This window comes from Robiginitalea aestuariiviva (genome assembly GCF_029537735.1).
Taxonomy (GTDB): Bacteria; Bacteroidota; Bacteroidia; order Flavobacteriales; family Flavobacteriaceae; genus Robiginitalea; species Robiginitalea aestuariiviva.
Map to the genome: position 1 here is coordinate 1,073,481 of NZ_JARPUQ010000002.1, position 26,190 is coordinate 1,099,670.

Consider the following 26,190-nt stretch of genomic DNA (forward strand, 5'->3'; position numbering starts at 1 on the left):
TTTTATAAAACATTTATGATAAAAAATGTTAAACCCTGTTAAAGGTCTTTAAGAAGTCCCGAATTCGCAGCGCAATGCTGCCCTTAAAGGCTACCCGAATGCGCAGGATCAGATCCAGCGTTTACGTCTGAAATACAGGATCAGGCCTAGAAAGATCAGCCCCATGAGCCCCAGGATGCCATAATAGCCATACTCCCATTCCAATTCCGGCATATTCTTAAAATTCATGCCATAGACCCCGGCAATAAAAGAAAGGGGAATAAATATGGAAGCCATAATGGTGAGGACCTTCATGACTTCATTCATCCGGTTGCTGACACTGCTCATGTACATCTCCATCAGGCTCAGCGCCATTTCCCGCTGGATCTGCAGGGAATCGTTGATTTCCTGGGTGTGGTCCAGGATGTCTTTGAAGAATAGCCGGGTATCCTGGCGGATCAGGGCGGATTCCGTATTGACCTGCCGGTTGACCAGTTCTTTGACCGGGGCCATCCATCCGCGAATGGTAATAATTTCCTTGCGCAACATCTGTATACGGTAAGCGGTGTCCTGGGTAGGTTTGCCAAATACCTCCTGTTCCAGTTCATCGATCTGCCGCTCCGTAAATTCCAAAACCAGGAAATAATTGTCAACAATGGCATCCAGCAAGGCAAAAAACAGGTAATCTGCCTGCCGGCTGCGGATACGACCGGATTTTTCCTCCAGGCGCTTGCGTACCCCGTCAAAGACGTCGGTTTCCACCTCCTGGAAGAGGAAAACCTGGTTTTCGGTCAGGACCAGGGCCAGGTGCTCCTTTACAATCTTGCTATCCGCACTCAGGTAGAGCATTTTGAATACCCCGAAGGTATAGTTTTCGTATTCGTCTACCTTCGGGCGTTGCTCGGTATTGAGGATGTCCTCTACGGTAAGGTTATTCAGGCCAATGCTGCGCCCGACCTGGTCCATCAGTGCCTCATCGCTGAGGCCTATGACATTGATCCACTCGGTATGGGCTTCCCCATTTGGGCGCCCAAGTACTGTAGGGTCCTCAATTAAGGCTTCTTCATATCGGGTTTCGTTGTATACAATGCGCTCTATGCGGGTCACGAGCCCTTCCCGGGACCCCAGGTAGGTAATGGTACCCGGGGCTTTCCCGATCTTCTTGCGCCGCCGGCTGGGCAAAACTTTGCGCACTTTGGGCAGGGGAGGTAGTTTTCTGGCCATAACTACAAGGTAGTATTTTTGTGAGGCCCGTCAAACTCCGTGCGCCATAAATGGAGTCCGGAAGCCGGGGCGATATGCTGCGGTTTCCAGTCCGATTCCCCCTTTAAAACACAGGTGAGGGTTTGGGCGTCCAATTCCCCCCTGCCTATTGCTGCCAGGGCGGCAACCATCAACCGAACCTGGTTTCGGCCGAAGCCCGGCGCACGTACCTCCATCACATAGCAAGGATCAGGCATTATACTTGCCGTTAGCCAGGTGTTTTGAGAAATGCGACATGATATAACCTCACGGTAGGTTTTGGAACGGGGGCCTGCTGAAGTGATCAAAGCATTAAAATGGTGTTTGCCTTCAAAGATCGGAGCGGCAGCCATCATGGCCGGGACATCGGTTAGCCCCGGCAGGAAACCCACCCAGGCGGTAGTATAGGGATGTGGCTTATGCCCTGTGGTAAAGAGGTAACGATAGGTTTTTTCCCGGCAATCCCGGATGGCATTAAAGGTTTGAGGAACCGGCTGCACGCCAAGCAGGCGGATATCTGGTGGCAGGTTCCGGGCAATATTCGCCTCCAGTCCTGCTATATCCTCCAGCAGGGGCCCTTTAAGGATTAGCTGTACGGGGAAATCCCAGGCCGAAACCCGGGCATCGGTCCGGCCGGCGGCCAGAAATTTAGCCTGGTGACCGGGTAAAACAAACCTGAAGGTTTTTCGTAGCATCCCCTCTACGGTCTGCTGCCCGGGCTGGTGTTGCCAACCGTGGTAGCGAAAACCCATAAACTGCAATCGCAGCAAAAAATATTGGGATGGAACTACGGGCATGCCGGAACGGTTTACTTCAAAAATAAGGCTTCGGACCAACATAATAACCGCATATGTGGGGGGCTAAACCCGGTTTTGGCCCGTTTACTATTCTCTGCCATAGACCATCTTGCGCCGCGCGTCTCGATAAACGGTATCCCTCGGGGGGCGTTCCTGCGGGTTTCACCACGGAATAGAACGGCTTTACAACATTCGTGACCGTTTGTCGATTTACGGGAAATATTCGATTTCCCGTCGCGTTTTGATAAGGAAATTCTTACTGAATATATAGTGTCTCCCCGCCTGAAATCTTCTTTCTTAACCTACCTGATCCCCTGGAAAACCTGCTTTTATTCGAGCATTGTCCTGATCCCGGTGCTGATCGTATTCAATTTTTATGGGTTGTATTCCAATCAGTTCTATTTCCTGAAGGTGGACAATTTTATCTTTCCCCTGGTTACCATCCTGCATTTTGTATATCTCTACGTAGTCGGGTTCAAAATCCGGGAATCCGAATACCCTGATGTTCCGATGCGAAATGTAGAATACGGGATGTACGCCGTACTGGCCATCTATATATTCAAATGTCTGGACACCCTGTATATCCTGAGCAGTTTCAGGGATTTTCAGGCCCATATTATCCCTGAAACCTTCCTGCCCCTGGGCATCCTGATTTTTGCCCTGCAGGTTTTTCTGGTCCTGTTAACCCTCACGGCCTTCCGGCACCGCCGGGAACAGGTCGGGGTATATGATTTTGACCATATCAATGAAAATATTGATTCCTGGCCTTAAAGGCACAGGAGTCCCTATGTTGTGGCGAAAAGCCCCGGGTGTATGCCCGGGGCTTTTTATTTGTAAGCAGGGGATTTTGGCGCGAATCCTACAAGCCGCGGATAAAGTTGCCATACAGGTCCTTAAACTGGAAACCCTCCGAAAACCGGCTTTTGCTGAGCTTTTCGTGAGCCACCAACCCCCAAAGTGCCAGTTCCATTAAGAAATAACGGGTATCGACATCTGCATCCGGCTGCTGTTGGGTCACCAACCGACCAAGGGGCTTTACACTGTCGAGCAGGTCCCTGTATACGGCATCGGTCACTTCATCTTCCAACTCCAGGCCTTCTCCTTCAAAAAACCACTGTACAATTTCGTCATACGGGGTTTCCGCATCTTTGTGTTCCAACTTTTGAATGGAGGGGAAATACCGGTCGAACAAGGTTTTTACGGCTTCCTCAATCAGATGGGCGGCCACCGTATCGGCGCCTTCCTGCTCTCCTTCGTATACCAGTTCAATTTTTCCGGTAATCGCAGGAATCACCCCCATATAATCGCTTAACCGCACCCAGGTTTCCGTGTCCCCGTTGCGCAACATCCGGCGTTCAGCCGTGCTCATCAGGTTCTCCAGGGCGGTAATGCTGGTCCGGGCACTAACGCCGCTTTTACGATCTACGTATTCACTGTCCCGGGCTTCAAAGCTGATTTGTTCCAACAGATCGCGGGCAGCATCAACCAAGTGCACCCCCTGGTCCTGGGCCTGGGTCACACCCGCTTCCTGTTCGGTGATGCGGCGGGCTGTAGCGATGTCTTCCGGATAGTGGGTCAGGATTTGGGAGCCGATCCGGTCTTTCAGCGGGGTCACGATGGACCCCCGGTTCGTGTAGTCTTCCGGGTTGGCTGTAAAAACAAATTGCAGGTCCAGCGGCAGGCGCACCTTAAACCCGCGAATCTGCACATCTCCCTCTTCCAGTATATTGAACAGGGCTACCTGAATGCGCGATTGCAGATCCGGCAATTCATTAATGCAGAAAATGCAGCGGTTGGCACGGGGTATCATTCCGAAATGCACCACCCGGTCGTCTGCATAGGACAGCTTCAGGTTCGCTGCTTTTATGGGGTCTACATCCCCGATCAGGTCGGCCACGGTCACGTCCGGCGTGGCTAATTTTTCATAAAAGCGTTCACTGCGGTGTACCCAGTTTATAGGGGTATCGTCCCCGAGTTCGGCAATGCGCTCTTTCGCAAAGCGGGAAATGGGGTTGAACGGATCATCGTGGATTTCCGAACCGGCCACCTCCGGGATCCAGGCGTCCAGCAGGTTCACCATGAGCCGGGCCATCCGGGTCTTGGCCTGCCCGCGCAGCCCGAGCAGGTTAATATGGTGGCGAGACAACAGGGCCTGCTCCACTTGTGGAATGACCGTGTTTTCATAGCCCCACACCCCTTCAAAGGCGGGGGTATTTTCGCGGATACGACGGATCAGGTTGGCCCGGATTTCGTCCTTGATGGAGCGGGAAACGTAGCCCGAAGCCTTTAATGCTCCCAGGGTATTCAGGGTTGGTGCTTTTTCTTCGTGTTGCGTCATGAATTTGGGTATTAGCCCCTCAGGCGTTTTTTGCGATTGGATTCGTAGTCTTCAAAAATCATTTCTCCCAGCCCCTTGAGGCCCGTAAACAGAGCCTTTCCTTTGTTAGCTTCTGTAAAATGCCGTACGAACTGCATCAGGTAGGGGTCACGGGCAATCATAAAGGTGGTAATGGGGATGTGGAGTTTCCGCGCCTGGCTGGCCATGTTGTAGCACTTCTCCACAATAAAATCGTCCAGGCCCACACTGTTTTTGTAATAGGTCCCGTCCGGTAGCCTCAGGCAGGATGGCTTGCCATCGGTGATCATAAAGATCTGCTTGTTGGTATTGCGCTTGCGGCGCAGCAAGTCCATGGCCAGCTCCAGCCCCGCTACTGTATTGGTGTGGTAGGGCCCCACTTTAAGATAAGGCAGCTCCTTTACGCTAATCGGCCAGGCGTCATTGCCAAAAACCAGGATATCCAGGGTGTCTTTGGGGTAGCGGGTGGTAATGAGTTCGGCCAGGGCCATAGCAACCTTCTTGGCCGGGGTAATGCGGTCCTCCCCATAGAGGATCATGCTGTGGCTGATGTCGATCATCAGCACGGTACTCATCTGTGCTTTAAAATGGGTGTCTTCTACCACCAGGTCGCTTTCGTCCAGCCGGAATTGGTCCATCCCATGATTCACCTGCGCATTGCGCAGGCTTTCGGTCATTGAAATCCGTTCCAGCCCGTCCCCGAACCGATAGGCCCTGAAGTCCCCGGTGTGTTCGTCTCCCGGCCCGGCCTTCCCGGTGCGGTGGTTTCCGCTGCCCCGGCGCCGCAATTTGCCGAAAATCTGCTCCAGGGCCCGCTGGCGCAGCATGCGCTCCAGTTTGGAAGTAATAGCCAGGTCCGGCTTGCCCGGCTCCCCCGGGCCATCCCCTTCCGGCCCGTAACGCGGTTCTTCCCGAAGGTATCCCTTGGCTTTCAGGTCTTCGATAAAATCGTCTATGGTATACTGGTCGTCGGTGAGTTCGTATTCCTGGTCCAGTTGGCGGAGCCAGTCCAGGGCTTCTTCCACGTCCCCGGAGGTATGGGTGATGAGCTCCTGAAAAATATCGAACAGTTTTTCGAAGGGGCTCTTCTCGGGCGCTTCGAAGTTGGTAAATCGAAATCCTTTTCTTCTTTCCATAGCCAATCCTAAAAATACGACAATTGGCTATCCCCAAAAAGCATTTAAGAATTCTTAACGCTGCCGGTGGCGTTCCTGAAGGACGCCCAGTACGTCCTGCAGGGTAAACCCCTTGGCCTGCAGCAGAATCAGGTAGTGAAACAACAAATCCGCACTTTCCCCAAGAAAGAGGTCGTCGTTGGCGTCCTTGGCCTCAATAACGGTTTCCACGGCCTCCTCCCCTACCTTCTGGGCAATCTTATTGATGCCCCCGGCAAATAATGAAGCTACATAACTCCCGGAAGCCCCTTCCGGGGATTCTGCCTGCGCGCGGCGGGAGGCGATTACGCTTTCCAGGTAGGCAAGAAAGACATGCCCGCCTTCGTTGGTGTCACCCCAGCAGGTATCGGTACCGGTATGGCATACCGGGCCGCTGGGCCGGGCCGATACCAGGAGGGCATCCGCGTCGCAATCAATTCGGATATCTATCAGGTGCAAGGTGTTTCCACTGACTTCGCCTTTGGTCCAAAGGCGGTTCTTGCTGCGGCTGTAAAACGTAACCTTCCCACTTTTCCGTGTTGCCTCCAGGGCCTCCGGGTTCATATAGCCGAGCATCAGCACCTTGCGGGTGTCGGCGTCCTGTACTATGGCGGGGACCAGCCCGCCGGCCTTTTCAAAATCGATGTGCTCCATGGTGTTTTTTTATATCCGCATCGGGATTCCCAGCCCTGAAAGATACTGTTTCAATTCCGGGATCGGGATTTCGTTAAAATGAAATACACTGGCAGCCAGGGCCGCATCTGCCAGGCCTTCCCGGAAGGCATCTGCAAAATGCTCTGGTTTTCCTGCCCCGCCGGAGGCTATCATGGGAACTGGCACCTGCTCCGACATCCGGGCCAGGGCTTCATTGGCAAAACCGTTCTTGGTACCGTCGTGGTCCATGCTGGTGAAAAGCAACTCTCCGGCTCCCCGATCCACCACTTCCCGCGCCCAGGCAAAAAGGTCCAGTTCGGTGGGCACCTTCCCCCCTACCAGGTGAATTTTCCAGGCCTCCCCTACCTGCCGGGCATCCAGGGCCACAACAATGCATTGCGAGCCGAATTTTTTGGCCAGGGCATCGATTAGTCCGGGGTTTCGCACTGCTGCCGAATTCACGGAAACCTTGTCCGCCCCGTTGTGCAGCAGCAGGTCTACGTCCGCCACGGAAGAAATCCCGCCCCCAACCGTAAATGGAATATCGATTTGTTCGGCTACCTTACGCACCAGCCTGGCCAGGGTGCCGCGGTTCTCTTCTGTGGCAGCGATGTCCAGGAAAACAAGTTCATCAGCCCCCTGCCGTGCATAGGCAGCAGCCAGTTCCACAGGGTCCCCGGCATCTCGCAGGTTAACAAAATTCACCCCCTTAACGGTTCTTCCGTCCTTGATGTCCAGGCAGGGGATGATGCGTTTGGTCAGCATGTTCAGTCTTCGTTTTTTACATTCAGGTCCATGGCGTCATAAAACCCCAGGTCCTTGTTTTCCCAGGCTTTTACGGCATAGGCAATCTGCCCGGTGTGGTAACTCAGGTGTTCCACGGCGTGGAGCACCATCCCCAGGCCGCTCAGTCGGAAGCCCTGTACCGAACGGACCTTCAAATATTCTTCTTCTCCTGCCTGGTGAATGGCCTGACGCACCTCGGCAAGCGTTCCTGTAAACAACGCCCAGGTTTCCTGCTGGCCCAGGTTGGGTTGGGGCAGAAATTCCCGGGTGCGGTTTCGATGGTCCGGGGCACCTCCCAGGCCGCTCACCACATATTGCCTCAGGTTGCCGCAAAGGTGAAGCAAAAGGTTGCCCACGCTGTTGGAGGATGGGTTGGGCTGTTCCCAGAAGCGTTCCGTCGGAAGGATTTCGAGCGCCCTTCCGATCATCCGCTCAGATTCATCCAGGCGGTAAATGCTGTTTTCCTTGAATTCCTTCAGCCAGTTCGGATCCATAATAAAGGATTTAGGTGTTCCATTTTTCCAGGGCTGTCAGGGAAATATGTCCTTCGTAAATGGCTTTCCCGACAATGGCCCCCTCACACCCCAGTTCTCGGAGCTGCTCCAGGTCTTCCATCCGGCTGATGCCCCCGCTGGCGATGAGGTGGAAAGCCCCTCCCGGTTGCTGGCCCCCGGCCGCTTGCAGCAGCCCCTGGTAGGCCTCCATTGCCGGGCCCTGCAACATGCCGTCCCGCCCAATGTCTGTACAAATTACATAGTGTACGCCCTTACCCAGGTATTCCAGGATAAAGGGCTCCAATTCCAGGGCACTTTCCTCCTGCCAGCCGGATACCGCAATCCGGCCATCCCGGGCATCGGCACCCAGAATGATACGCTCCGGCCCGTAGGACCTGAGCCAACCCAGGAATCGATCCGGGTCTTTTACGGCGATGCTGCCCCCGGTGATTTGCCTTGCCCCGGATTCGAAGGCTATCCTCAGGTCTTCATCCGATTTTAACCCACCGCCGAAATCCACGGACAGGCCGGTATGCCCTGCAATGCGTTCCAATACCTTGTGGTTTACGATATGGGAGGCCTTTGCCCCATCCAGGTCTACCAGGTGCAGGTGGCGAATGCCGTGGTCTTCAAAGGCTTTGGCCATTTCCAGGGGATCGTCCGAGTACGTCTTGGCGGTCCCGTAATCCCCCTGGGTTAGGCGAACGCATTTGCCCCCGATCAGGTCTATGGCTGGAATAATCCTCATAATTCCAAAAAGTTTTTCAGGATGCGTGCACCCACTGTACTGCTCTTTTCCGGGTGAAACTGTACCCCGTAAAAATTGCCTTTGGCCAGGGCAGCACTATACTCCGGCCCATAGGAGCTGGTGGCCGTGGTTGCCGCGCAGAGCGGGGCGTAAAAACTATGTACCAGGTAAATATAGCTACCCTCCGGCACCCCCTTAAAAAGGGGGCTTTTCAGGCCTGTTATCTGGTTCCACCCAATCTGGGGCACTTTCAGGTGTGACCCGAAACGCACCACCTCCGTATCAAAAATACCCAGTCCTGGTGTATCTCCCTCCTCGGAATGCCGGCACATCAGCTGCATACCCAGGCAGATGCCGAGAACCGGCTGCCGAAGCTGTGGGATCAAACCATCCAGGCCGGTGTGTTTTAATTTTTCCATAGCAGAGCCTGCCTCCCCAACGCCGGGAAAGATAACCCGGTCCGCCCGGGCAATGCGTTCGGCCTGGTCGCTCAGTTCCGGGTGGATGCCCAGCCGTTCAAAGGCAAAGCGGATGCTCTGGATATTCCCTGCCCCATAATTGATAATGACTACGTCCATGCTTTACAATATACCTTTGGTAGAGGGCAGCACCATCCGGTCCGGGTCTCGTTTTACCGCCATTTTCACGGCTTTGGCAAAGGCCTTGAAGATGGCCTCGATCTTGTGGTGTTCATTCTGCCCTTCCGCTTTAATATTCAGGTTGGCCCGTGCACTATCGGCAAAGGATTTAAAAAAATGTAAGAACATTTCTGTGGGCATATCCCCGATCTTTTCCCTTTTGAATTCCGCCTCCCAGACCAGCCAGCTGCGCCCCCCGAAATCCAGGGCTACCTGGGCCAGGCAATCGTCCATCGGCAGGGTAAACCCGTAGCGCTCCACCCCCATTTTGGATCCCAGGGCCTGGTAAAAAGCATCTCCCAGGGCTATGGCCGTGTCCTCTATGGTGTGGTGTTCATCGACCTCGAGGTCACCGTTTACCCGAATGTCCAGGTCCATCTGGCCATGGCGAGCCAGCTGGTCCAGCATATGGTCAAAGAAGGCCAGTCCTGTACGGATCTGGCTTTTTCCGCTTCCGTCCAGGTTCAGGCGGATGTCGATTTCGGTTTCTGCGGTTTTACGATGAACTTCGGCTTCCCGGGACCCCAGCTTCAGGAAGGCATAAATCCCCTCCCAGGATTGGCCTTCCCAGGCTATAACGGGCTGTAAATCCGAACTGGGAGTAGCCACCTCGCCTGCACCCAGTTCCGGGTGACTGTTGATAAATATACCTTTAGCCCCCAGGTTTTTGGCCAGCTCCATATCCGTAAGCCGGTCGCCCAGCACAAAACTGCCCTCCAGGTCGTAGCCATCCCCGAAATACTCGCCCAACAAACCGGTTCCGGGTTTGCGCGTGGGAGCCCCTTCCTCCGGAAAGGTACGGTCAATGTGGACTGCCGAGAAGTGTATCCCCTCGGCTTCCAGGGTGCGCAGCATAAACTGTTGTACAGGCCAGAAGGTATCTTCTGGAAATGCTTCGGTGCCCAAACCGTCCTGGTTGGTCACCATAACCAATTCAAAATCCAGTTCCCGTACAATACGTCCCAGGTAATGGAACACCCCGGGAAGGAATTCCAGTTTTTCAAAGGCGTCTATTTGCTCGTCAGCCGGTTCCCGGATCAGGGTGCCATCCCGGTCTATAAAGAGGACTCTCTTGCGCTTCATAAGAGGTGTGTTTTATCGAGTTGGGTTAAGGCTTCCAGCAGGCGGTCGTTTTCCTCCGGGGTGCCTATGGTAATCCGCAGGGTATTTTCGCACTGCAGTTCTGAAGAGCGGTTACGGGCCACAATTCCGGCTTCCAGCAATTCGGTATAGCGGCGGGTGGCATCGTCCACCCGGATCAGCAGAAAATTCGCTTCGGAAGGGAAGATGTGCTGCACCAGGGTAAGGCCCCGCAGCGCCTCTTGCAGCCGCTGTCGTTCGGCTTGAAGCAGGGCTACATCCCTGTCCACGCGCTCCGGGTCTGAGAGTACCTGCAGGGCCCGTTGTTGCGTGAGTTCATTAACGTTATAGGGCATCTTGATCCGGTTCAGGTAGCGAATCACCTCCGGGTTGGCCATACAGAGGCCCAGTCGGATGCCCGCCAGGCCAAAGGCCTTGGAAAAAGTCCGGATCAGGACCAGGTTATCGTAGCGCTTCAGGTCTGCCACCAGCTCCTGGGATGCCGAAAACTGTACATAAGCTTCGTCTACCACCACCAGGCCCGAAAACCCTTCCACCAATTCCCGGATGCGGTCCGGGTGCATCAGGTTGCCGGTGGGGTTGTTCGGGGAACAGAGGAACAGGATACGGGTATTTGGCCCAGAAGCGTCCAGCACGGCCTTTACATCGGGCTGAAAATTATGATCCAGCGGAATTTCAATATGCCCCACGGCATTGACCCCGGCCAGCACCTTAAACATCCCGAAGGTGGGTGGCAGGGTTATCACGGTATCCCTGTAGGGCTCACAAAAGGCCCGGAAAAGCAGGTCCAGGACCTCGTCGCTGCCATTTCCCAGTAGCATTTGCGCTTCCGATACCCCCAACTGCCCTGCCAACAGCGTTTTCAGAGCGCGTTGCTGGGGATCCGGGTACCGGTTCACCCCGGTTTCAAACGGGCTTTCGTTGGCATCCAACAGTACCATGGGGCGGCTGGTATCGCTGAATTCATCCCGGGCGGAGGCATAAGGTTTAAGCCCTTTTACGGACGTCCGCACCCATTGGGAGATGCGTGTAGTGGTACTCATGGCGTTCGGGTATTTACGTTTAAGGCCTGCAGCCGCAGGGTTACGGCATTTTTATGGGCTTGCAGCCCTTCGGCAGCGGCCATTTCCTCCACGGCAGGCCCCAGGACACGAATACCATCTGGTTGGATGCGCTGGTAGGTAATAGCTTTGGTGAAATGGTCGAGGTTTACCCCGCTGTATTGACGGGCATAGCCGTGGGTAGGCAGGGTATGGTTGGTGCCCGAGGCGTAATCCCCGGCACTTTCCGGGCTGTAATTGCCCAGGAAGACGGACCCCGCATTGCGGAGTTCCCCCAACAGAAAATCTTCATCCCGGTGGGCGATAATCAGGTGCTCCGGGCCATAGGCATTGATCATATCGGCCAGCTCCTGCTTCCCGGATAGCACCACCAGGGTGCTGTTTTCAAGGGCGGCCCGTGCAATCTCCTTGCGTGGCAGGGCTTCCAGTTGCCGGCCGAGGGCTTCCTGTACCCGGGCAGGAAGGTCCGGCTGGTCGGTAAGCAGCAGCACCTGGCTGTCGGGGCCATGTTCTGCCTGGCTTAGCAGGTCCGAAGCAACGAATTCCGGATATGCCGTCTGGTCCGCCACCACCATAAGTTCGCTAGGGCCGGCCGGCATGTCAATGGCAACCCCCAGGCGGGTAGCCCATTGTTTTGCCTGGGTTACATACTGATTCCCCGGGCCGAATATTTTATATACCGCCGGGATGCTCGCGGTCCCAAAGGTCATGGCTGCAATGGCCTGTATGCCCCCGGCTTTACACAGGGTGGTTACGCCACATTTCCAGGCAGCATAACAGATCGCAGGATGCAGGGACCCGTCCCGGTCCGGGGGTGAACAGAGTACCACCTCCCGGCAACCTGCTATCCGTGCGGGGATGGCCAGCATGAGCACTGTCGAAAATAAAGGTGCGGTACCGCCCGGAATATAGATCCCCACCTTGTCGATGGCCTTTTTTTCCTGCCAGCATTCCACACCAGGCATTGTTTCCAGATGCACAGGGCCTGTGCGCTGGGCCTCGTGGAAGGCGTAAATGTTTTGGTAGGCCAGGTCGATGGCCGCTTTCAGGGCCTGGGGCACCTTTGCCGCCTGGGTTTGGATTTCTGCAGGGGTCAATGGCAGGGCCTCCAGGGTTACATTGTCAAAGGCCCGGGTGTACCGCAGCACGGCATTATCCCCTTCCTGTGCAACCGCATCAAAAATAGTTTTTACCGTGTCTTCCACCCGGGTTGCATCCATTTGGGGACGACTCAGGAGAGCCGACCACTCGGAGGTCTCGGGATACCGATAAACCTTTACGTCTTTCATCAGAGTACCATTTTTTCAATCGGACACACCAGGATACCTTCGGCCCCTGCCTTTTTTACTTCGTCCAGCACTTCCCAGAAACGATCCTGGGAAATTACGGTGTGTACAGAACTCCAGCCCGGCTCCGCCAGGGGAAGTACCGTAGGGCTGCGCATACCTGGCAACAGGTCAATAATAGCATCCAATTGGGCATTGGGCACGTTCATGAGCACATAGCGGTTGCCACGGGCTTTCAGGACCGATTGGATCCGGAATCGCAACTGCTCCAGGATTTCACGCTGGGCTCCCCCGATTTTAGGAGAAACGGCCAGAACGGCTTCACTTTTCATGATTACATCCACCTCCCGCAGGTTGTTTTTGAACAAGGTACTGCCGCTGGATACAATATCGCAGACGGCATCAGCCAAACCAATGTTCGGGGCTATTTCCACCGACCCGTTAATGATATGGGTTTCCGCCTCAATCCCATGGCCTTCCAGGAAATGGGCCAGCGTATTCGGGTAAGAGGTGGCAATGCGCTTGCCCTGCAGGGACAACGGACCGTCATATGCCGCACTTTTCGGTACGGCCAGGGAAACCCTGCATTTGGAAAAGCCCAGCTTTTCAACTACTTCCAGGTCCGGACCCTTTTCAAAAAGGACGTTTTCCCCGATGATGGCCAGGTCCACTACCCCATCCCTCAAGTATTGGGGGATGTCTCCATTGCGCAGGTAAAAAACCTCCAGGGGGAAATTCCGTGCCTGGGCCCGCAACTGGTCCCTTCCATTGTCTATGGAAACCCCACAATCCTTCAGGATTTTCAGGGAATCTTCATTAAGCCTGCCGCTTTTCTGTACGGCGATCTTGATGGTTTGCATAAGGTTTACTCCAATTTGGCGATGACATAAAAAAACCCGCTTGATTGCTCAAACGGGTCCGGAATATGATGGCGTCACAACATAGTTCGCTACCTCGCCTGAGCGTGGACAACGGAATGATGATGTGATACCATGTTCTTCATGAGGGTGCTAAATTAACACAAACTTTCCAAATCAAAAAGCCGGCGGGATTAATTATTTCCCAGGATTATGGGGAGGCCATTATCCCCACTGCCCACCACAATTACCTTGGCGTTATTGGACTCAGAAAGTTTCAGGGTCGCTTCGATCCCCTTGTCCGTCAGGATTTTATCGGTCAGGGAAGCGCTCAGGATGCGGTTGGCATCTGCCTTACCCTGGGCTTCGATTCGTTGGCGCTCCGCTTCTTTTTCGGCACTAACCAGGCGAAATTCATATTCCAGGGATTGCTGTTCCTGTCGCAATTTACGTTCGATGGCCTCCTTGATGGTTTCCGGCAGGGTTACGTCCCGCACCAACACTTCATTGAGCTGGATGTACTGGTCGTCCACGATCTTTTTGGTCTCCTCAAAGATCTCTTTCTGGATGGCGTCCCGCTTGGTGGAATACAGCTGCTCCGGAGTATAGCGCCCTACCACGGAGCGGGCGGCGGAACGGATGGCCGGGAGGAGGATACGGTTTTTGTATTCCTCACTCTTCTCCTTGTGCAATTTACCAAGCTCGCTGTACTTGGGCTGGAACCAGGCCGAGGCGTCCAGTTGGATATCCAGGCCGTTACTGGAGAGTACTTTCATTTTTTCATACACTTCCTGCTGGCGTACTTCGTAAATAAACACCTTGTTCCAGGGGGCCACCAGGTGGAACCCTTCCCCCAGGGGCGGTTCATCGGTGACCACCCCGTCGCCAAAGGTGCGGTACAGTACCCCTGCCTCCCCGGAACCTACCGTAACGGCGGATTTGGAGATCAGGATAATCAGGAAAATGATAAACAAGATGCCCGGCAGGGCTATTTTAGGTAATCTGTCCATAAGTAATTCGATTTATAATATTCCATTGTATTTACGCAGGAACCACTCGGTTCCCAGGCTTGCCAGTACCAAAGCCAGCAGCCATTTGAAGTCGATTAAAGATACGACAATCCGCTCGTTTTTCCGGACCGGCCGGAATTCGGGCGCCTGCAGCAAATAATCCTTCAATTCCTCCAATTTGTCGGGGTAATACAGGGCTCCTCCGGAACCAACTGCCAATTGCCGGAGGCTGGCAAGGTCCGCGGAAAACCTGCGCCCTTCTGCATCGACAGCGGTTATCCGAAACCTGCCGGAACGACTCAGACCGGAATCCTCCTCCTCCACAATAAAGCTGTACTCCCCGGGGCTCAGCCCTGATAGATCGGCTTCAAAATATCCGGAGCGCAACCCCATAGGGTACAGGTCTTGTGCCCCACCCTGGGCGCCGCCTATCTTCAGGACAAGGCGCGCATTGGGGTCAAAAGCAAATGTTTCGTCAAAATATCGCGCTTTGAGTGTTGCCTGCCCGCCCTGTTCGTAAATGGCCCGATAGTCCAGGGTCAGACGGCTGGCACTTCCTTCGGCCGTGAGAAAACGTATCATTTTGCCTACCACGGCATCAAAAGCCTCAAAATTCCCGGTCTCCCGGAAATCCGCCATCCGCCATTGCCAGAGGCCGGCCCCCAGGGTTACGGCTTCCCTGGGTTCCGCTTTGACCAAAGCCAGCAAGGGCTCCCCCAGGGAAATCCCTTTTACCGTTTGCCCCAGCAGGGTCTGGTGCTCAGGCAGGATGCGTACCTCGCCCAGCACCCCTTCCAGAGGTGGATAATCGCTTACCTGCCATTCGCCGGCATCGAAATAATCAAAGGCCCGGTCAGGCTCCGGAAAAATCAATTCATCCGGCCCGGGCGATACCATTTCAAACGTCTGTTGGGCCCCGTTCAAAAAGTCCCAGTCGGTATCCGGGCCAGTCAGCGTCCATACCGGGATGCGTCGCCCGGGCAGGGCCTGCATCAGGGCATTAAAATCCGGGTTCGGCTGAAAAAAAATCAAAAGGTCTGCCCCTTCCAGGGATTCCAGGGCCTCTTCGGGTTTCTGCACGCGAAAGGTGCGTTGCTCATTGGCCGTAATACTACGTTTGAGCGCCCCGATATCCGGATGGTTCAGGGTGCTTACCAGTCGCACATCCACCTGTTCGTCTATAACCTCCAGGCCGCTCAATAGTTGGTTATTCCGGGTATTGCGCTCTGCTTCCAAAGGGGTAATGGATACAGATATCCCATGGAACCCGACTGCCCCGGCCTCCAGGGTCAGGTTTCGCCGCAGGGCCTGCCCACCTGCCCGGAATTCCAGGGTCTCCCGGTAAACTACACGATCATTATCGCGTACGACCAATTCGGTTTTTGCCGGATCGGTGCCGGTGTATGAAAGCAGTAGTTCTACGGGGAACCTGTTGCCTTTAAAGGCATACCTGTTGATGTTGAGCTGGTCCAGGCGCAAATCCCGATAAACGGCCGTATCCCCTACAACAACAGGGTAAACAGGAACCCCATTTTGAATGGCATAGGCATAGCCGGCACCGGCACTTTGGTTGCCGTCCGAAAGCAATACCACTGCAGAGGGTTGGGTGGCTGCTGCCGCATAAGTCTGTCGAAGCGCCCCGGTAATATCGGTTTGCGGGTCTGAAAAATCCAGAGAATCGCCCTGGGCTATACCCTGACCGAACCGATAGGGAAGCAGGGAGAATCGCTCCCGGAGCTCCGTGTCGGACCTGAAGAATACCAAACCCTCCTCCATGGCAATGCGGGCCTGACCGCTATCTACAGAGCTACTGTTATCCAGTAAAATATAGAGTCGGTGCTTCTCAATATGCGCAGCATTCTGCACCAGGGATGGGTTTACCAGAAGCAGGAGCAGGCCAAAAATTGCAAAAAAACGCAGCAGGGCAAGCAGCGGGCGCCGGGGCTGCGGCTTGCTTTTGTAGTAGTACTGGAATACTGCCCAACCCAGGCTGAGGACCGCACAGGCGATAATCCACAAAACAGGGTAGTCGGACATTCCGGGTATTTACGATTCGGTTTGGTTCAGGTGCCGGTTAACCTGGCGGTCTACTCCGTAAACCACCAGCCCGAGTATCAGCACAACACCAATATAAGCCAGTAACATAGCCTTTGGATTTAAGATTCTATGCTGCCTGCCCCAGGTGCTGGCCGGGAGGCCCGGTCAGGGCCCGGAGTAGGGTTATGTGAGCATGCCCCCGTCTACATGGAGGACCTGCCCGGTAACGTAAGCCGAAAGATCGGAGGCCAGGTAGAGACAGGCATTCGCCACATCTTCGGGCGTGCCGCCCCGTTTAAGGGGGATGGCATCCCGCCAGCCCTGAACGGTCTTCTCATCCAGCTTACCGGTCATTTCGGTTTCGATAAAGCCCGGTGCAATGGCATTGCACCGGATATTGCGGGAGCCGAGCTCCAGGGCAATACTCTTGGTAAACCCGATCATCCCGGCTTTGGAGGCCGCGTAGTTGGACTGCCCGGCGTTGCCTTTCACCCCAACCACGCTGCTCATATTGATAATGGAGCCACTGCGTTGTTTCAGGAAGGTCCGCTGAATGGCCTTAGTCATGTTGAAAACGGATTTAAGGTTCACATCGATAACCTGGTCAAAATCTTCCTCGTTCATGCGCATGAGCAGGTTGTCTTTGGTGATCCCGGCATTGTTCACCAGGATGTCTACGCCCCCGAAATCCTCCAGGACCTGGGAAATCAGCTGTTCGGCCTCTTCAAAACTGGCCGCATTGCTCTTATAGGCTTTGGCCTTTACTCCGAATTGCTCGAGTTCCTGCTGCAATTCCAGGGCCGGGCCCTCGCTACTGCTGTACGTGAATGCCACATCAGCCCCATGCTGGGCAAATACGGTGGCAATTCCTTTTCCGATACCTCTGCTGGCCCCGGTGATTATGGCCTTTTTCCCTTCCAGGATTTTCATGAGTATGCTGTTTTGGTTGGATCTATCTCAAAGATAAAGCGGAATAGGCATTCCGCCATAAAAAAATCCCGCCTGAGCGGGACTTTATAACGCTTTTAACGCCTCAGGATAGGACTGCTTTTACCTTCTGCCCGATTTCGGCAGGAGAATCCACCACGTGGATCCCGCATTCCTTCATGATGCGCTTTTTGGCCTGGGCGGTGTCGTCCGCACCTCCCACAATAGCCCCGGCGTGACCCATGGTCCGCCCTGCAGGGGCTGTTTCCCCTGCTATAAAGCCAACCACCGGCTTTTTACTGCCGCTTTCCTGGTACCAACGGGCGGCCTCTGCCTCCAATTGGCCACCAATTTCACCGATCATGACTACACAGTGGGTTTCTTCGTCTTCGATGAGCATCTGGAGGGCCTCACGGGTAGTGGTCCCGATTATGGGGTCTCCGCCAATTCCAATAGCTGTGGTAATACCAAGATCCTGGCGCACCACCTGGTCCGCTGCTTCGTAGGTGAGCGTCCCGGACTTGGAAACGATTCCTACATGGCCCTTTTTAAAGACAAAGCCGGGCATAATCCCCACCTTGGCTTCCCCGGGAGTAATTACTCCTGGGCAGTTTGGCCCAACCAGGCGCGCCCCGTATCGCTTCACATAGTCATAGGCCTTGATCATATCGGCTACCGGGATACCTTCGGTAATGGTGATGATCACCTTGATGCCCGCATCTGTAGCTTCCATTATGGCATCTGCCGCAAAGGCCGGGGGTACAAAGATGATGGAAGTGTCTGCACCGGTTTCGGCCACGGCATCCGCCACCGTGTTGAAAACAGGCTTGCCCAGGTGTTCCTGTCCGCCTTTACCAGGGGTTACCCCCCCAACCACGTTGGTGCCGTACTCGATCATCTGCCCGGCGTGAAAGGTCCCTTCACTCCCGGTAAATCCCTGTACAATGATTTTTGAATCCTTATTGACTAAAACGCTCATTCGATCTCATTTTAATTTGCACAAAAATAGGCCTTCTTCGGGGAATGTCCCCAGCAGTCAGGTCCGTTTTTTCAGTTCTTGTATCAGGCCGGGCAATTGGCGTACGGCGGCAAGCTCCTTGAGCCGCTCCCGGGCTTCTTCCACCGGGCTGCCAAAATAGGTCTGCCCGCCCTTCAGGGATTTGGAGATGCCGGTCTGGGCCAATACTACCGCTCCCTTGCCGATGGTAATGGCGCTGGTTACCCCAACCTGCCCCCATAGCGTGACTTCATCTTCCATTACCACGCAACCGGCTATTCCGGTCTGGGAGGCAATCAGGCAGCGCTGACCGATTACCGTATCGTGCCCCACGTGTACCTGGTTGTCCAGTTTACTGCCGCGTCCGATCCGGGTATCGCCACTAACGCCACGGTCTATAGTGCACAGGGCCCCGAGTTCCACGTCGTCCTCCAGGACGGCCCGCCCCCCGGAAAGCAGGCGGTCAAAGCCCTCAGGACGCTTTTTGTAGTAGAACGCATCGGAACCCACCACCGAACCGGATTGTACGACTACCCGGTTACCGAGGATGCAATGGGCCCCGATTACGGCATTCGCATGTATAATACAATCCTCGCCGATTACGGTCCCTTCCCCTATCACCACATTGGGTCCCAGAGCGGTGCCCTTCCCAATTCGGGCACTGGGGTGAACCCCGGACGCGGCCTGGCGAAAGGGCCTGAAGTGGCGGGTCAGGGTATTGAAATCCCGGAAAGGATCGTCGGAAATCAGGAGGGCTTTACCCTTGGGGCACTCCACCTTTTTATTGATCAGTACCACGGTTGCAGCAGATTGCAGGGCCTTGTCGTAGTACTTCGGATGGTCTACAAAAACGATGTCGCCCGGTTCCACCACGTGGATTTCATTCATGCCTTCCACCGGAAAATCGGCAGGGCCTTCATAAGCGGAGCCGATAATTTCGGCAACCTCTGCGAGGGTATGGGTCCGCGGGAATTTCATACGCCTTACTCCTTAGCCCGTTCCATATAGGAACCGTTGGACGTATCCACCTTTATGCGGTCGCCTTCATTGATGAAGAGCGGCACATTGATGCGGGCCCCGGTTTCCATAGTGGCCGGTTTGGTGGCATTGGTGGCGGTATTTCCCTTTACGCCGGGCTCGGTATGGGTAACCTCCAGGATCACGCTGGCGGGCATATCCACGGAAAGGGGCATGCTGTCTTCGGTGTTGAACATGATGGTTACTATCTCCCCTTCCTTCATGAGCTCCGGGGCATCCAGGGCGCTGCGTTGCAGGGCAATCTGGTTGTAATCGTCTGTGTTCATGAAGTGAAAGGTATCCCCTTCGCTATAAAGGTATTGGTAGGAACGGGTTTCCACGCGCACGTCTTCGATCTTGTGCCCTGCGGAAAAGGTATTGTCAATTACCTTGCCGGTGGTCAAACTTTTCAGCTTGGTTCGCACAAAAGCAGGGCCTTTCCCGGGTTTTACATGCAGGAATTCGACAATCTTAAAGATGTCGTGGTTGTATCGGATACAAAGTCCTTTACGGATATCGGAAGTTGTTGCCATAAATTAATTATTACTGAAATAGCCTTTCATAATACCCCGCTGGGAATCGCGGATAAATTGTAAAATCTCATCCCTTTCGGGGGTAGCCTCCATTTCTGCCTCAATAATCTGGACGGCTTGGGTATTGTTATAGTTCCGCTGGTAGAGGATGCGGTATATGTTCTGGATTTCCCGGATTTTCTCGGTGCTGAACCCGCGTCGCCGAAGCCCGACGGAATTAATTCCCACGTAAGACATGGGTTCACGCGCCCCTTTCACGAAGGGCGGCACATCCTTACGCACCAGGGAACCCCCGGTCACAAAAGCATGGTTGCCCACCGAAACGAATTGTTGCACCGCAACCATACCGGCCAGAACCACATGACTCCCAATGGTAACATGCCCGGCAAGGGTGGTGTTGTTGGAAAAAATACAGTTATTACCCACTATACAGTCGTGGGCAATGTGGCAGTACGCCATTACCAGGCAGTTTTTGCCGATCACCGTCTTCATCCGGTCCGCAGTACCCTTGTTGATGGTGGCGCATTCGCGAATGGTTACGTTATTGCCGATTTCCACGGTGGTTTCCTCCCCATTGTATTTCAGGTCCTGGGGCGGGGCGGATATTACCGCTCCGGGGAAGATGTTGCAATTCTTACCGATGCGTGCCCCCTCCATGATGGTTACGTTGGAGCCGATCCAGGTCCCCTCACCTATGGTCACATTGTTGTGAATGGTGGCAAAGGGTTCGATGACCACATTCTTGGCAATCTTGGCACCGGGATGCACATACGCCAGCGGCTGATTCATACTATTGATTTTTGGTTTTGACGATCTGCGCCATGAGCTCGGCCTCCGAAACCAGCTTGCCGTTGGCGTAGGCGTAGGCCTGCATATGGCAAATGCCGCGTCGGATGGGAGACATCAGGTCGCATTTGAAGATCAAGGTGTCGCCCGGCACCACCTGCTGCTTGAATTTCACATTGTCGATCTTCATGAAATAGGTCAGGTAGTTTTCAGGATCCGGCACAGTGCTCAATACCAGGATACCCCCGGTCTGCGCCATAGCTTCAATCTGCAGGACCCCCGGCATAACAGGCGCTCCAGGAAAGTGGCCGACAAAGAACGGTTCGTTCATCGTCACATTTTTTACGCCTACCACGTGCTTGTCGGAGAGTTCCAGGATTTTGTCGACCAGCAGAAACGGCGGGCGGTGCGGCAGCATCCCCATAATCTGGGATACATCCATTAGGGGCGTTTTGTTCAGGTCGTATTTGGGGACGTTGTTCCGTTTTTCCAGCTTGATCATCTTCGCCAGTTTTTTGGCGAACTGGGTATTGACGTAGTGGCCGGGTTTGTTGGCGATGACTTTTCCCTGTATCCGCATCCCGATCAAAGCCAGGTCCCCGATCACATCCAGCAACTTGTGCCGGGCCGCTTCATTGGGATGGTGCAGGGTCAGGTTATCCAGGATGCCGTTGGGCTTCACGGACAGTTTGTCCTTCTTAAAAGCCTTCTGCAATTTCTTCATTGTGGCCTCGGAAATTTCCTTGTCCACATACACAATGGCGTTATTCAGGTCCCCGCCCTTGATCAGCCCGTGTTCCAACAACATTTCCAGCTCGTGCAGGAAACTGAAGGTGCGGGAATCCGATATTTCCAGCTTAAAATCCGAAAGGCGCTCCAGGGTGGCATTCTGGGTGCCCAGTACCTTAGTGCCAAAATCTACCATGGTGGTAATTTGGTACTCTTCTGACGGGATAACCGTGATCTCGCTCCCGGTGGCTTCGTCCCGGTATGTAATCACGTCCTTAACGACATAAACCTCGCGGTCCGCCTCCTGCTCCACGATCCCAGCCTGTTCCAGGGCTTCTACAAAGAATTTGGATGAACCATCCATGATCGGGGGTTCGGGGGCATCCAGTTCGATCATGACATTGTCGATCTCCAGCCCCACCAGGGCAGCAAGCACGTGTTCCGAAGTCTGGATTTTCACCCCCCGCTTTTCCAGATTGGTACCGCGTTGGGTGTTAATGACATACGTGGCATCCGCCTCAATAATAGGCTCCCCTTCCAGATCTACGCGTTTAAAGGCAAATCCGTGGTTTACGGGTGCCGGCACAAATTTCATGGTGACGTTTTCGCCGGTGTGGAGCCCCACACCTTTAAGGGTCACCTCTTTTGCAATGGTACGTTGCTTGGTCATATCCCTATTTGGAATTTTCTTTTTCTAGGTCAGATAGCCGGTTTACCAGCTTGGGCAGGTTCTTGAAATGCACATAGGATTTGTTAAAGTCTGCATATCCAAGGGCCGGAGAACCTTGCAGCACTTCGTCATCGCGCACGTTGCGCGAAATTCCGGACTGCGCCTGCACCTTTACCCGATCTCCGATCACAATATGCCCCACAATCCCGACTTGCCCGCCAATCATACAGTGCCTGCCAATTTTGGTAGATCCGGCAATGCCTGTCTGGGCCGCAATGGCCGTGTGTTCCCCGATTTCCACATTATGTGCAATCTGGATCTGATTATCCAGTTTAACGCCCCGCCTGAGGATGGTAGAACCCAGGGTAGCCCGGTCTATGGTGGTGCCGGCACCCACATCTACATGGTCCTCCAGGATCACGTTCCCGGTTTGCGGTACCTTAGAGAACTCTCCGTTTTCGTCCGGAGCAAACCCAAAGCCATCGGCCCCGATCACGGCCCCGCTGTGGATCACACAACCCTTGCCGATCACGGTTTCGGAATAGATTTTAGCCCCGGCAAAAACCACGGAGTCGTCGCCGATAACCACATTATCTCCAATGTAGACGTTGGGGTAAATCTTTACGTTGTTTCCGATTTGCACATTGTTCCCCAGGTAGGCAAAGGCTCCCAGATAGAAATCCGATCCATACTGGGCACTATCGGAAACGAAAACCGGGGATTCAATCCCCAGCTTGTTGTTTTTGACCTGATTGTAATACGCCAGCAATTTCGAAAAGGATTTATAGGCGTCATCCACTTTGATCAGTGTGGATTCCAGGGGCTGTTCCGGGGTAAAATCTTTGTTGACGATAATGATGGAAGCCCCTGTACTGTAGATGTACGGCGTATACTTCGGATTGGCAAGGAAAGTCAGGGAACCCGCGGTACCTTCCTCGATTTTGGAGAGGCGGTGTACAGCGATTTCCGGGTTGCCTTCCACCTCACCTTCGAGGATGCCTGCAATCTGACTGGCCGTGAATTCCAAGGGTTTAGAAGCTTTGTGATTACCGTGGGGACAAAAGTAAGAAAAATTGTTAAATGCCCTTTTTGGGATAACAGATATAATGCTTCACCACAGGTTCCGAAAGGACCTCCAGATTCAGGCGGTCCGTGCGGCTGGCCACGTCGGTTATTTTTCCGTTGGATAGCAGGATATTGATGTTCTGTCGCTTCCTGTTGTAGGCCCTGTTTTCCACCTGCCCACCGAAAACAAAATAGGCAGCTTCCGCTTCGCTAAGCCCCCAGGCCTCACAAACTCTGGCTTTCTTTTTGGCCAGCTTTTCGGGGGAAACAGGTTTTTGCCGCAACTTGATGGAGGGCAATTGCCGGTGAAGCAACATCCGGCACAAGCGACTCAGTACGGGATCTTTGGTGTCCATCCAGCGCTTCAGGGCATACAGGATGTCTACATCGTCCAGGCGCGCAAAGGCCTCCAGCTGCCCTGTCGTGATTCCCCCGGCCTTCTCCGGTTTCCCCAAAAAGGTACCCAGGGCACCCCCCGGGGATTCCAACAGGCCTTGCCGTTGCAACTCCCGGGCCCGGCGAATTATGCGTACCAGAATTTGCTCTGCGGCCAGGCCCGTCTTGTGCAGGTATACCTGCCAGTACATAAAACGGCGGGCCATCAAGAATTTCTCCACGGAATACACCCCTTTTTCTTCCACCACCAGCCGGTCCTCATGCACATTGAGCATGGTAATCAGCCGCTCTGCATTAATGTTACCCTCCGCCACCCCGGTATAGAAACTGTCGCGCTTCAGGTAATCCAGGCGGTCCATATCCAGCTGACTCGAAACCAGTTCATTCAGGAATTTCCGCGGGTGTTTTCCCGTAAAGATGGACAAAGCCATCTCCAACTGACCTGAACTTTCCCGGTTCAGCGCCTCCATAAAGGCAAGAGAAATGGCTTCATGATCCATTCCTGGGATCCATTCCTGCTCCAGAGCATGGGAAAATGGACCGTGCCCGATATCGTGCAGCAGGATGGCCGCAAGCAGGCCCTCTTCCTCTGCTTCGGAAATCTTAACCCCTTTAAGACGAAGCATGTCTATGGCTTCCTGCATCAGGTGCATGGCGCCCAGCGCATGGTGAAAACGGGTATGGTGCGCCCCTGGATATACCAGATAACTCATCCCCATCTGGGAAATTCGGCGCAACCGCTGAAAAAACGGATGGTCGATTAAATGGAATACCTGGCTGTTGGGTATGCGTATAAATCCGTAAATTGGATCGTTGAAAATTTCGAGCTTGGAAAGTCGCTTCAAATCCTGATGCGTTAGACCCGTCAAAGGTAGCAAAATGCCGTTAGTTTCCGGCAGCGTCCGCAGGGCACTCCCGGCCCGTATATCCCCAAAGGAGCCCCAATTACTATGAAGAGTTTTACCATCTTATGGGTAGACGATGAGATTGACCTGCTGAAATCCCACCTGATGTTCCTGGAGGAGCGCAATTACCATGTGGTGACCTGCAACAGCGGGCAGGATGCCCTGGATGCCGTCAAGGAGCGGCCCTTTGACATTGTTTTTCTGGACGAAAATATGCCCGGGCTATCAGGTCTTGAAACCCTTACTGAGCTTAAACGCCTGGATGCTTCCCTGCCAGTGGTCATGATTACCAAGAACGAAGAGGAATCCATCATGGAGGAAGCCATTGGCTCCAAAATCGCAGATTACCTGATTAAACCGGTTAACCCTAACCAGATCCTGCTTTCCCTGAAGAAAAACCTGGACCACTCCCGCCTGGTTTCTGAAAAGACTACCGCCGGGTACCAGCAGGAATTCCGGAAGATCGCCATGGACCTTTCTATGGTTCGCACCCCTCAGGAATGGGCTGACCTGTATAAAAAGCTCATTTTCTGGGAGCTGCAACTGGAGTCGATCGAGGATAAAAGCATGTTTGAAATCCTGGAATCCCAGAAATCCGAAGCCAATCAACAATTCGGAAAGTTTGTGGAGCGGCATTATGCGGATTGGATCAACGGGGAGGATTCCCCGGTAATGTCACATACGCTGTTTCGGGAATGGGTGGCGCCGCAATTGGAACAGGGCCCAACCCTGCTGGTAGTGATCGACAACCTCCGTTACGACCAGTGGTTCGCTTTCGAGGATGCGCTGAATCCCTTCTTCCGCAAAGTTGTCGAAAAGCCCTTTTACAGTATTCTTCCTACGGCAACCCAGTACGCGCGAAATGCCATCTTTTCGGGTCTGATGCCCTTGGATATGGAAAAACGCCACCCCCAATGGTGGAAGAACGACACGGATGAAGGGGGTAAAAACCTTCATGAGGCCGACTTTCTCGGGGCTCAGATCAAACGCCTGGGGCTGGACCTAAACTGGGAATACCACAAAATAAGCTCCCTGAAACAGGGCAGGCACCTGGCGCAGCAGTTCCGCAGCATGAAAGGACGGGACCTGGTTGCGGTGGTGTACAATTTCGTAGACATGCTCTCCCATGCCCGCACGGAAATGGAGGTTATAAAAGAACTGGCTTCGGACGACAAGGCCTATCGGTCTTTAACCCTGAGCTGGTTTAAGAATTCTCCCTTGCTTGCCATTATACAGGAAGCCCAGGCCATGGGATTTCGGCTGATCATCACCACGGACCATGGTACTATAAATGTAAAACAGGCGTCCCGGGTGGTGGGCGACCGGGAAACCAGTTTAAACCTCCGGTACAAGACCGGGCGCAGCCTAACTTATGAAGATAAGGATGTACTGGCTGCACCCCGCCCTGCCGAATTGCGACTGCCGAGCATCAATATGAGCAGCTCATTCATTTTTGCGAAGAACGACCTCTTCTTTGCGTACCCGAACAATTTTAACCACTATGTGAGTTATTACCGGAATACCTACCAGCACGGGGGGATTTCCCTGGAGGAAATGGTAGTGCCCTTTGTGGTGCTGGAGGCCCGTTAAGAGGGCTATTCTGTTTTGGGCCGCCGGTTGCCATGCAAATAAGTCCCTTCCAGGATTTCCATCACTTCGTCCGGTGCCCCGATACAGATGGAAAAATTCACTTCCAACACGAATTCCTCTTCGTAATAATACGTCTTACGACCCCGGTCGTATTCGATTCTGGCGTCGTAATCCCTGAGTTGGTCCAACAGGTAATACACCGTGCGTTCGCTGATTTCCAGCCGCCTGGCTATATCCGAAGGCCCGCCGGAACACTCCATCCGAATCAGATGATGCAACCGCTGCAATCGTTCAATATGTTTAATGTTTCTCATACGTGTGATCTTATTAGATTAGGTTTCGGTTAACCGGACGTGTAATATAGTATATTTTCTC

26 protein-coding genes are annotated in these 26,190 nt (G+C 54.0%); 2 read left to right on the plus strand and 24 right to left on the minus strand.

The features are described from left to right. Positions 1 to 108: 108 nt before the first annotated feature. On the minus strand, positions 109 to 1,203 hold the full coding sequence (corA, locus tag OZ410_RS11550; protein WP_277708119.1) for a magnesium/cobalt transporter CorA: 1,095 nt from the start codon (positions 1,201 to 1,203) through the stop codon (positions 109 to 111). A 2-nt stretch (positions 1,204 to 1,205) separates the two neighbouring features. After that, a complete protein-coding gene (locus OZ410_RS11555; RefSeq protein WP_277708120.1) occupies positions 1,206 to 2,018 on the minus strand; it encodes a tRNA pseudouridine synthase A in 813 nt (270 codons plus the stop codon). Positions 2,019 to 2,288: 270 nt separating this feature from the next. On the opposite strand from OZ410_RS11555, the gene OZ410_RS11560 reads away from it, so the two are divergent. Continuing rightward, the gene (locus OZ410_RS11560; RefSeq protein WP_277708121.1) at positions 2,289 to 2,789 is read left to right on the plus strand and encodes a hypothetical protein; all 501 of its coding nucleotides are present in this window, start codon (positions 2,289 to 2,291) and stop codon (positions 2,787 to 2,789) included. 88 nt (positions 2,790 to 2,877) lie between these two features. Here OZ410_RS11560 and OZ410_RS11565 read toward each other — a convergent pair whose 3' ends face one another. From OZ410_RS11565 to OZ410_RS11665, 21 genes are all read right to left on the minus strand, one after another. Continuing rightward, a complete protein-coding gene (locus tag OZ410_RS11565; protein ID WP_277708122.1) occupies positions 2,878 to 4,356 on the minus strand; it encodes an AAA family ATPase in 1,479 nt (492 codons plus the stop codon). An 11-nt stretch (positions 4,357 to 4,367) separates the two neighbouring features. After that, a complete protein-coding gene (locus OZ410_RS11570) occupies positions 4,368 to 5,510 on the minus strand; it encodes a vWA domain-containing protein (protein ID WP_277708123.1) in 1,143 nt (380 codons plus the stop codon). Positions 5,511 to 5,564: 54 nt separating this feature from the next. Further along, entirely contained in the window at positions 5,565 to 6,182 is a 618-nt protein-coding gene (hisIE, locus tag OZ410_RS11575; protein WP_277708124.1) for a bifunctional phosphoribosyl-AMP cyclohydrolase/phosphoribosyl-ATP diphosphatase HisIE, read from the minus strand. A 9-nt stretch (positions 6,183 to 6,191) separates the two neighbouring features. Continuing rightward, entirely contained in the window at positions 6,192 to 6,947 is a 756-nt protein-coding gene (gene hisF / locus OZ410_RS11580; RefSeq protein ID WP_277708125.1) for an imidazole glycerol phosphate synthase subunit HisF, read from the minus strand. Between the two features lie 2 nt (positions 6,948 to 6,949). Next, a complete protein-coding gene (locus OZ410_RS11585; protein ID WP_277708126.1) occupies positions 6,950 to 7,462 on the minus strand; it encodes a DinB family protein in 513 nt (170 codons plus the stop codon). Between the two features lie 10 nt (positions 7,463 to 7,472). Then, a complete protein-coding gene (gene hisA, locus OZ410_RS11590) occupies positions 7,473 to 8,210 on the minus strand; it encodes a 1-(5-phosphoribosyl)-5-[(5-phosphoribosylamino)methylideneamino]imidazole-4-carboxamide isomerase (RefSeq protein WP_277708127.1) in 738 nt (245 codons plus the stop codon). Then, on the minus strand, positions 8,207 to 8,788 hold the full coding sequence (gene hisH, locus OZ410_RS11595) for an imidazole glycerol phosphate synthase subunit HisH (RefSeq protein WP_277708128.1): 582 nt from the start codon (positions 8,786 to 8,788) through the stop codon (positions 8,207 to 8,209). Before hisH ends, hisA begins: the two co-directional genes overlap by 4 nt. Positions 8,789 to 8,791: 3 nt before the next feature. Continuing rightward, positions 8,792 to 9,931 (minus strand): bifunctional histidinol-phosphatase/imidazoleglycerol-phosphate dehydratase HisB, encoded by a 1,140-nt coding sequence (gene hisB, locus OZ410_RS11600; RefSeq protein ID WP_277708129.1) that lies wholly within the window; start codon positions 9,929 to 9,931, stop codon positions 8,792 to 8,794. Then, positions 9,928 to 10,992 carry a histidinol-phosphate transaminase gene (hisC, locus tag OZ410_RS11605; protein WP_277708130.1) on the minus strand — a complete coding sequence of 355 codons (1,065 nt, stop codon included), beginning with the start codon at positions 10,990 to 10,992 and terminating at the stop codon, positions 9,928 to 9,930. The genes hisB and hisC overlap by 4 nt, the downstream gene beginning before the upstream one ends. Further along, positions 10,989 to 12,299: a histidinol dehydrogenase gene (hisD, locus tag OZ410_RS11610; protein WP_277708131.1), complete on the minus strand. Its 1,311-nt coding sequence runs from the start codon at positions 12,297 to 12,299 to the stop codon at positions 10,989 to 10,991. Before hisD ends, hisC begins: the two co-directional genes overlap by 4 nt. Beyond that, positions 12,299 to 13,156 (minus strand): ATP phosphoribosyltransferase, encoded by an 858-nt coding sequence (hisG, locus tag OZ410_RS11615; protein ID WP_277708132.1) that lies wholly within the window; start codon positions 13,154 to 13,156, stop codon positions 12,299 to 12,301. The genes hisD and hisG overlap by 1 nt, the downstream gene beginning before the upstream one ends. Positions 13,157 to 13,347: 191 nt before the next feature. Next, positions 13,348 to 14,163: a prohibitin family protein gene (locus OZ410_RS11620; protein ID WP_277708133.1), complete on the minus strand. Its 816-nt coding sequence runs from the start codon at positions 14,161 to 14,163 to the stop codon at positions 13,348 to 13,350. A gap of 12 nt (positions 14,164 to 14,175) precedes the next feature. Then, positions 14,176 to 16,200 carry a hypothetical protein gene (locus OZ410_RS11625; RefSeq protein WP_277708134.1) on the minus strand — a complete coding sequence of 675 codons (2,025 nt, stop codon included), beginning with the start codon at positions 16,198 to 16,200 and terminating at the stop codon, positions 14,176 to 14,178. Between the two features lie 183 nt (positions 16,201 to 16,383). Then, positions 16,384 to 17,130: a 3-oxoacyl-[acyl-carrier-protein] reductase gene (gene fabG, locus OZ410_RS11630; protein WP_277708135.1), complete on the minus strand. Its 747-nt coding sequence runs from the start codon at positions 17,128 to 17,130 to the stop codon at positions 16,384 to 16,386. 103 nt (positions 17,131 to 17,233) lie between these two features. Further along, positions 17,234 to 18,106 (minus strand): succinate--CoA ligase subunit alpha, encoded by an 873-nt coding sequence (gene sucD / locus OZ410_RS11635; RefSeq protein ID WP_277708136.1) that lies wholly within the window; start codon positions 18,104 to 18,106, stop codon positions 17,234 to 17,236. Positions 18,107 to 18,163: 57 nt separating this feature from the next. Beyond that, the gene (locus OZ410_RS11640) at positions 18,164 to 19,102 is read right to left on the minus strand and encodes a UDP-3-O-(3-hydroxymyristoyl)glucosamine N-acyltransferase (protein ID WP_277708137.1); all 939 of its coding nucleotides are present in this window, start codon (positions 19,100 to 19,102) and stop codon (positions 18,164 to 18,166) included. Between the two features lie 5 nt (positions 19,103 to 19,107). Then, on the minus strand, positions 19,108 to 19,674 hold the full coding sequence (gene efp / locus OZ410_RS11645) for an elongation factor P (protein WP_277708138.1): 567 nt from the start codon (positions 19,672 to 19,674) through the stop codon (positions 19,108 to 19,110). A gap of 3 nt (positions 19,675 to 19,677) precedes the next feature. After that, a complete protein-coding gene (gene lpxA / locus OZ410_RS11650; RefSeq protein WP_277708139.1) occupies positions 19,678 to 20,463 on the minus strand; it encodes an acyl-ACP--UDP-N-acetylglucosamine O-acyltransferase in 786 nt (261 codons plus the stop codon). Position 20,464: 1 nt separating this feature from the next. After that, on the minus strand, positions 20,465 to 21,859 hold the full coding sequence (locus tag OZ410_RS11655; protein WP_277708140.1) for a bifunctional UDP-3-O-[3-hydroxymyristoyl] N-acetylglucosamine deacetylase/3-hydroxyacyl-ACP dehydratase: 1,395 nt from the start codon (positions 21,857 to 21,859) through the stop codon (positions 20,465 to 20,467). A gap of 4 nt (positions 21,860 to 21,863) precedes the next feature. Next, a complete protein-coding gene (lpxD, locus tag OZ410_RS11660; RefSeq protein WP_277708141.1) occupies positions 21,864 to 22,886 on the minus strand; it encodes a UDP-3-O-(3-hydroxymyristoyl)glucosamine N-acyltransferase in 1,023 nt (340 codons plus the stop codon). Between the two features lie 49 nt (positions 22,887 to 22,935). After that, a complete protein-coding gene (locus tag OZ410_RS11665) occupies positions 22,936 to 24,165 on the minus strand; it encodes an HD domain-containing protein (protein ID WP_277708142.1) in 1,230 nt (409 codons plus the stop codon). A 105-nt stretch (positions 24,166 to 24,270) separates the two neighbouring features. On the opposite strand from OZ410_RS11665, the gene porX reads away from it, so the two are divergent. Next, positions 24,271 to 25,815: a T9SS response regulator signal transducer PorX gene (gene porX / locus OZ410_RS11670; RefSeq protein ID WP_277708143.1), complete on the plus strand. Its 1,545-nt coding sequence runs from the start codon at positions 24,271 to 24,273 to the stop codon at positions 25,813 to 25,815. 5 nt (positions 25,816 to 25,820) lie between these two features. Here porX and OZ410_RS11675 read toward each other — a convergent pair whose 3' ends face one another. Next, entirely contained in the window at positions 25,821 to 26,129 is a 309-nt protein-coding gene (locus tag OZ410_RS11675) for a DNA-binding protein (protein ID WP_277708144.1), read from the minus strand. Positions 26,130 to 26,190 lie beyond the last annotated feature (61 nt).